The following is a 7,852-nucleotide window of genomic DNA, read 5'->3' on the forward strand; positions in this document are numbered from 1 at the left end:
GTGGTGGGGGGCGTGGTGAAGGGGGTGGGAGTGGCCTCGGTGGCCTCGGTGGCCTCGGCCGAAGGGACGGCGGAGGCGACCGCGGCGTCCCCGGTGCCCCTGGTGTCTCCGGTGTCCCCGGCGGCAGCAGCAGCGGCGGGAGCGGCCACGCCCGGCGGCTCCTCGATGATGACGTGCGCGTTCGTGCCGCTGACGCCGAAGGCGGAGATCGCCGCCCGGCGCGGCCGGTCCTCGTGCCGCGGCCACGGCCGGGCGTCGGTGAGCAGTTCCACCGCGCCCGCGTCCCACTCCACCTTGGACGAGGGGGCGTCGACGTGGAGCGTGCGCGGCAGCGTCCCGTGCCGCATCGCCTCCACCATCTTGATGACGCCGGCGGCCCCGGCGGCGGCCTGGGTGTGCCCGATGTTGGACTTGAGCGACCCGAGCCAGAGCGGGTCGGCGCCCGCCCGCTCCCTGCCGTACGTGGCCATGAGCGCACCGGCCTCGATCGGGTCGCCCAGGGGCGTGCCCGTGCCGTGGGCCTCCACGGCGTCCACCTCGGCCGGGGTGAGGCCGGCGTCCGCGAGCGCGTCGCGGATGACCTTACGCTGCGCCGGACCGCTGGGCGCGGTCAGGCCGTTGCTGGCGCCGTCCTGGTTGACCGCGCTGCCCCGCACCACCGCGAGCACCCGGTGGCCGTTGCGGAGCGCGTCCGACAGCCGCTCGACCAGCAGCACACCGGCGCCCTCGGCCCAGGCCGTGCCGTCGGCGCCCTCCGCGAACGCCTTGCACCGCCCGTCCGACGCGAGGCCGCGCTGCCGCGAGAACTCCACGAACACCGTGGGGTTGGCCAGCACGGTGACGCCGCCGGCCAGGGCCATGTCGCACTCGCCGCGCCGCAGCGACTGCACGGCCAGGTGGAGTGCCACCAGCGACGACGAGCAGGCCGTGTCCACGGTGACGGCGGGGCCCTCCAGGCCCAGGGTGTAGGCGACCCGGCCGGACGCGACGCTGCCGGCGGTGCCGAGGCCGAGCTGCCCGCTGGGGTCGGCGGCGGTGCCGACCTGGTGGCTGCCGTAGTCGTGGTACATCACGCCGGTGAAGACCCCGGTGCGGGTGCCGCGCAGCGCGTCGGGCACGATGCCGGCCCGCTCCAGCGCCTCCCAGGAGGTCTCCAGCAGCAGCCGCTGCTGCGGGTCCATCGCCGCCGCCTCGCGCGGCGAGATGCCGAAGAACTCCGCGTCGAACTCGGCGGCCTCGTGCAGGAACCCGCCCTGGCGCACATAGCTCCTGCCGGGGACGCCCGGCTCCGGGTCGTACAGCGCCTCGGCGTCCCAGCCGCGGTCCGCGGGGAACGGGGAGATCGCGTCCGTACCGGCGGCCACCAGGTCCCAGAGGTCCTCGGGCGAGGCCACGCCGCCCGGGTAGCGGCAGGCCATGCCCACCACGGCGATCGGTTCCCGGCTCGCCGACTCGACCTCGCGCAGCCGCTCGCGCGTGCTGTGCAGGTCGGCCATCGCGCGCCGAAGGTACTCCCGCAACTTCTCCTCGTTCGTTGCAGACACGGTTCTCCTCTGCGTCATGTCATGGGTGGGGGTGGGGAGCGGTTCGGTGGCCGGCGCGCGACGCGGTCTGGCTCACCCGAGGCTCAGTGGAAGTCGCTGTCGAGCAGGTCGAACAATTCGTCGTCGGAGGCCGAGCGGAGGCGGTCGATCACCACGGCGCGGGGGCCGTGCGGGCTGCCGTCGGCGGGGTCGTACGGGGCGTGGCCGGGGCCGTACGGGGCCTGGCCGGGGCCGTGGGGACCCTCACTGGCGCCCTGGGAGCGGTCGCCGTGGGGCCGGTCGCCGTGGCCGTACGGGCCGTCGCCGGGGCCGGAGCGCTCGATCGGGCCGCCGCCGGGGCCTGTGCCGGTGTCAGCGCCGGAGCCGGTGCCGGTGCCGAGGGCGGCCAGCAGGCCGTGCAGCCGCCGCGCCGCGTCGGCGCGGGCCGCGCCGTCCGCCGTCGCGGCGAGGCTGCGCTCCAGCCGGTCGAGCGCGGCGGACAAACCCTCGGGGCCGGCCGGTTCGCCCGCCTCCGGGCCGCCCCGCGCCGCCCGGCCGGCCGCCTCCACGGCCGGCTCCAGCTCGGCGAGCAGCAGCTCGGCGAGCGCCAGCGGGGTGGGGTGGTCGAACACGAGGGTCGCGGGCAGCCGCAGCCCGGTCCGCGCGTTCAGCCGGTTGCGCAGGTCGACGGCGGTGAGGGAGTCGAACCCGGCGTCCTTGAAGGAGCGGCCGGCACCCACCGCGGCGCGGTCCCCGTGCCCGAGCACCGCCGCGACCTCGGTGCGCACCAGATCGAGCAGGAGGGCGTTCCGCTCGGGCGCGGAGCGGCCCACGAGCCGGGCCGCCAGCCCGGCCGCGGCGTCGACCGGGTCCGGCGACGCGGGCCGGTCACCGTCCGCGCCCTCGCCCGCGGTCGAGCCCCCGTCCCCGGTCACCGGGCCGCCGGAGTCGGCCGCCGCCGGGGCGCCGGCGAGATCGCGCAGCACCTCCGGCGGGGCGGTGGCGCGGGCCGCCTCGCGCAGGGCGGGCAGGTCCAGCCGCACGGGCAGCAGCGCGGGTTCGGGCCGGGCCATGGCCCGGTCGAGCAGGTCCAGCGCGGTCCGCGGGTCGAGCGGGGCGATGCCGGAGCGCCGGACGCGCGCGGCGTCGGCCCCCGCCAGCCCGGTGGCCATGCCCCCGCCGGCCCACCAGCCCCAGCCGAGGGACAGCGCGGGGTGGCCGGCGGCGCGGCGCCGGGCGGCGAGCGCGTCCAGGAACGCGTTGGCCGCGGCGTACCCGGCCTGGCCGGCGCTGCCGAGGGCGGCCGAGACCGAGGAGTACAGCACCAGCGGCACCGGCCCCAGGTCGCGGGTCAGTTCGTCCAGGTGGACGGCGGCGTCCGCCTTGGGCCGCAGCACGGCGTCGATCCGCTCGGCCGTCTGGCCGGCGAGCACGCCGTCGTCGAGCACCCCGGCCGTGTGCACCACGCAGGTCAGCGGGTGTGCGGCGGGGAGCTCGCCGAGCAGGCGGCGCAGCGCGTCGCGGTCGGCGACATCGCAGGCCCGGACGGCGACCTCGGCGCCCAAGGCGGTGAGGTCGGCGACCAGTTCGGCGGCGCCGGGCGCGTCCGCGCCGCGCCTGCTGACCAGGAGGAGGTGGCGCGCCTTGTGCCGCTCGACGAGGTGTCGGGCGGTCTCGGCGGCCAGGGCGCCGGTGCCGCCGGTGATCAGTACGGTGCCGTTGGGGTCCAGCGCGTCGACCGGCTGCCCGGCGCCGGTGCCGGTTCCTGCGCCGGTGCCGACGTCGGCGTCGGCGTCGGCGTGGGAATCGGTCACGCGGACGAGCCGGGGGACGGCGGGGCGCCCGTCACGCACGGCGACCTGCGGGGCGTCCGCGGCGAGCAGGCCGGGCAGGGCCCGCAGCGACGCCGCGGCACCGTCGATGTCGACCAGCGTGAAGCGGCCGGGCTGTTCGGTCTGGGCGACCCGGAGGAGCCCCCAGGCGGCGGCGCCCGCCGGGTCCTCCGCGCCCCCCTCGGGACCGGCCGCGCCCCGGGTGAGGACCACGAGCCGCGGCCCCCCGCCCGTACGGGTGCCGGTACCCGTACGCGTACGGGTCCCCGCGCCCGTACGGGTGTCGGTGTCGGCGAGGCGGGCCTGTACGGCTTCGAGGGCGCGGCGCACCGTCGCCCGCACCGCGCCGAGGAGGTCGTCGGCGGGCGCAGTACGCCCCTCCTCGGAGGCGGAGGCAGGGGCAGGGGCGGTGGCGGTGGCGGTGGCGGTGGCGGTCAGATCGAGGAGGAGCACCTCGGCGTCCGTACCGGCCTCCGGCGGCAGCGGCTCGCCGAGGGGCAGCACCTGGGCACGGGCGTCGACGCCGGCGCCGCGCAGGGCGGCAGCGGTGGCCTCGGCCCGCGGCCCGACGACGGCCCAGCGCGCGGCCGCCGTAACGGGCGACGGACCCTGCGCGAGCGGCAGCCAGTCCACCCGGTACAGGGGCGCGGCGGGGGCGGCGGGCAGCCGGTCCGCGGCGATCCGGCGCAGGGCCAGCGAGCGGGCGGCGAACACCGGGGCGCCGTCGCGGTCGACCGCACCGATGGACACCGCGCCGCCGTCGGCGGCGGCCACCCGTACCCGGAGCGCGTCTCCGCCGGCGCCGTGACGCCGGACGTCGGTCCAGGAGAACGGCAGCAGGCCGTGCCCGCCGTCGCCCAACGGGTCGAGCAGCGCGATCGGGTGGAGGGCCGCGTCGAGAAGGGCGGGGTGCACGCCGTAGCGGGCGGCGTCGGTGGCGTACGCGTCGGGCAGCCGCACCTCGGCGAAGACCTCGTCGCCACGGCGCCATGCCGCGCGGAGACCGCGGAAGGCGCCCTCGTACGTCACCCCGGCCGCGGCGAACAGCGCGTACTGGTCGCCGAGGTCGAGCGGCTCGGCGCCGGCGGGCGGCCAGACGCCGGTGAGGCCGGCGAACGCGTCGTCGGCGGCGGAAGCGGAAGCGGCGGCAGAGGTGCTCGGTTCGGCGCGGTCGCCCGGTTCGGCGGCCGGGGCGAGCAGGCCGGAGGCGTGCCGGGTCCAGCCGTCGCCGCGCTCCTCCGCCACCCGGCGCGGGGCGAGTTCGGCGGGGTCGGCGGGCTCGGGCCGGGAGTGGATGCTCACCTCGCGGGCACCCCCGGCACCGGGGGCGGGAGCGGCCACGACGACCCGGATCTGGATCGGGGTGTCACCGGCCCAGGTGAGCGCGGTCTCGAAGGTGAGCTCGGCGACCCGGGGCAGCCCGATCCGGCTTCCGACCTGGAGCGCCATTTCCAGCAGGGCGGCCCCGGGGACCACACCGCGGTCCCACACCAGGTGATCGGCGAGCCAGGGCAGGTCCCGCGCGGAGATCCTGCCGGTCCAGACCTCGGTGCCGGCGCCGGGCAGTTCCACGGCGGCGGCCAACAGCGGGTGGGCCACGGCCCGCTGGCCAGCCTCCGACACCCCGCCGGCCATGGGCCGGGCCGGGGCCGCCAGCCAGTAGCGGTCCCGCTGGAACGGATACGTGGGCAGGTCGACCCGCCGCGCGGCGGGCGCGGACGGGACCGGCGCGACCGGAAGCCCCCGAGTATGCAGGGTGGCGAGGGCGGTGGTCAGGGTTTCGGGCTCGGGCTGGTCGCGCCGGAGGGTGGGTACGAGGGCGAGGTCGCCGTCGTCGTCTCTGTCCAGGCAGTGGCCGGCCATGGCGGTCAGTACGGAGTGGGGGCCGATCTCCAGGAACGTGTCCACGCCGGTGGCACGAGCGGCACGCACACCGTCCGCGAACCGCACCGCTTCACGGGCGTGACGCACCCAATACTCCGGGTCGCACAGCTCGTCCGGGCCGGCCACCGAGCCCGTCACATTCGAGATCACGGGGAGCTTCGGCGCATGAAACTCCACCGTGGCGGCGATCTGCCGGAAGTCCTCCAGCATCGGCTCCATCAATGCCGAGTGGAACGCATGCGAGACGGTGAGCCGCTTGCACTCAACACCCCGGCCGTCGAGCTCGGCCGATAAAGCGTTCAGAGCCTTGATCTCGCCGGAGAGGACCAGCGAGGCCGGGCCATTGACCGCCGCCACCGACACCCGACCGTCGAACCCAGCGACAAAGCTGTGCAGTTCGGCCTCGGGAGCGCGCACCGACAGCATCCCGCCCCCGGCAGGCAGCGCCCCCATCAACCGGCCCCGGGCCACGATCAATCGCGCCGCATCCGCCAGCGAGAACACCCCCGCCACACACGCAGCAGCGATCTCGCCCACCGAGTGCCCCAGCACCACCGAAGGCCGCACCCCCCGAGCCTCCACAGCCCGGAACAACGCCACCTCCAGCGCAAACAACGCCGGCTGAGTGAACTCCGTCCGATCCAACAAAGCAGCCCCATCGCTGCCCACCCCGGCAAACATCACCGACCGCAGCGACCGACCACCCACCTCCCCCACAACATCGCAAACCTCATCCAAGGCCGCGGCAAACGCAGAGTCGACCTCGTAGAGTTCGCGGCCCATACCCGCGCGCTGCGCGCCCTGACCCGTGAACAGAGCGGCGATGCGACGGCCTCGTACAGCCGATCCCCGCACCACGCCCGACACCGTGTCCCCAGAAGCGACCGCATCGAGGCCCGCCATCAGCTCCGCGCGATCACGGCCGATCACCACCGCGCGTTCGGCGAACGACGCCCGGGTCACCGCCAGCGAATGTGCGACATCCACCGGGTCGGCATCCACCCGCTCCACGTGCTCACGCAGCCGCACCGCCTGCGCCCGCAGCGCCGCCTCCGAACGACCCGAAACCGCCCAGGCCACCAAGGAGGCGGCCTGGGAGCGGCCGTCGGCGAGGGAGGCGCCTCGGAGCACATCGAGGGTGGAGGGGGCGCCCGGTGCGGCAGCGGCGGTGGCCGATGCCTCGGTGGGCGGTTCCTCCACGATGACGTGGGCGTTGGTGCCGCTGACGCCGAAGGCGGACACCGCCGCCCGGCGCGGGCGATCCTCCCGCTCCGGCCACGGCCGCCCCTCCGTCAGCAGCTCCACCGCACCGGAGGACCAGTCCACCTTGGACGACGGGGAGTCGACATGAAGGGTCCGCGGCAGCGTTCCGTGCCGCATCGCCTCCACCATCTTGATCACACCACCCACACCGGCAGCCGCCTGCGTATGACCGATGTTCGACTTCAGCGACCCCAGCCACAGCGGCTCGCCGGCGACCCGCTCACGGCCGTACGTGGCCAGCAGCGCACCCGCCTCGATCGGGTCACCCAAAGCCGTACCCGTGCCATGCGCCTCCACCGCATCCACCTCGGACGCGACCAGACCCGCATCCGCCAACGCCTCACCAATGACCCTCTGCTGCGCCGGACCACTCGGAGCGGTCAGGCCGTTGCTCGCACCGTCCTGGTTGACCGCGCTGCCCCGCACCACCGCCAACACCCGATGACCATTGCGCCGGGCGTCCGACAGCCTCTCGACCAGCAGCACCCCCACACCCTCGGCCCACGCCGTGCCGTCCGCCCCCTCCGCGAACGCCTTGCACCGCCCATCGGAGGCGAGCCCGCGCTGCCGGGAGAACTCCACGAAGATCGTGGGGGTGGCCAGCACGGTGGCCCCGCCCGCCAGGGCCATGTCGCACTCGCCCCGCCGCAGCGACTGCACAGCCAGGTGCAGCGCCACCAGCGACGACGAACACGCCGTGTCCACGGTGACGGCCGGGCCCTGCAGCCCGAGGGTGTAGGCGACCCGACCCGACGCGATGCTGCCCGCGCTGCCGTTCACGAGGTAGCCCTCGTACTCCGCGGGAGCGGCCTCGAACCGCGACCCGTAGTCGTCGTACATCACGCCGGTGAAGACGCCGGTGCGGGTGCCGCGCAGCGTGTCCGGCACGATGCCGGCCCGCTCCAGCGCCTCCCACGAGGTCTCCAGCAGCAACCGCTGCTGCGGGTCCATCGCAGCCGCCTCGCGCGGGCTCAGTCCGAAGAACTCCGGGTCGAAGCCTGCCGCCTCGTGGAGGAAGCCGCCCTGGCGCACATAGCTGCGCCCCACCGCGTCGGGGTCGGGGTCGTAGAGCCCGTCGAGGTCCCAGCCGCGGTCGGCGGGGAACGGGGAGATCGCGTCCGTGCCCCGGGCGACGAGGTCCCAGAGGTCCTCGGGCGAGGCCACCCCGCCGGGGTAGCGGCAGGCCATGCCCACGATCGCGATCGGCTCGCGGCTCGCCGACTCCAGCTCGGCCAGGCGGGACTTGGTTCTGTGCAGTTCGGCGGTGGCACGCTTCAGATAGGTGCGGATCTTGTCGTTCTCGGCGGTCATTGCTGCCACCAACTCCTCGGCATGCGGTCGGTCCACGGT

2 protein-coding genes are annotated in these 7,852 nt (G+C 75.9%); both read right to left on the minus strand.

What is annotated here, in order from left to right:
- A partial coding sequence (locus tag ACSNOD_RS07690; protein WP_436766012.1) for a type I polyketide synthase occupies positions 1–1,544 on the minus strand: 1,544 nt, incomplete at its 3' end.
- Between the two features lie 83 nt (positions 1,545–1,627).
- Complete coding sequence (locus ACSNOD_RS07695; RefSeq protein WP_436766013.1) at positions 1,628–7,822, minus strand: type I polyketide synthase; 6,195 nt, start codon at positions 7,820–7,822, stop codon at positions 1,628–1,630.
- Between the last annotated feature and the right edge of the window lie 30 nt (positions 7,823–7,852).

This window comes from Streptomyces sp. URMC 123 (assembly GCF_051386515.1).
In the GTDB taxonomy this organism is placed as follows: Bacteria; Actinomycetota; Actinomycetes; order Streptomycetales; family Streptomycetaceae; genus Streptomyces.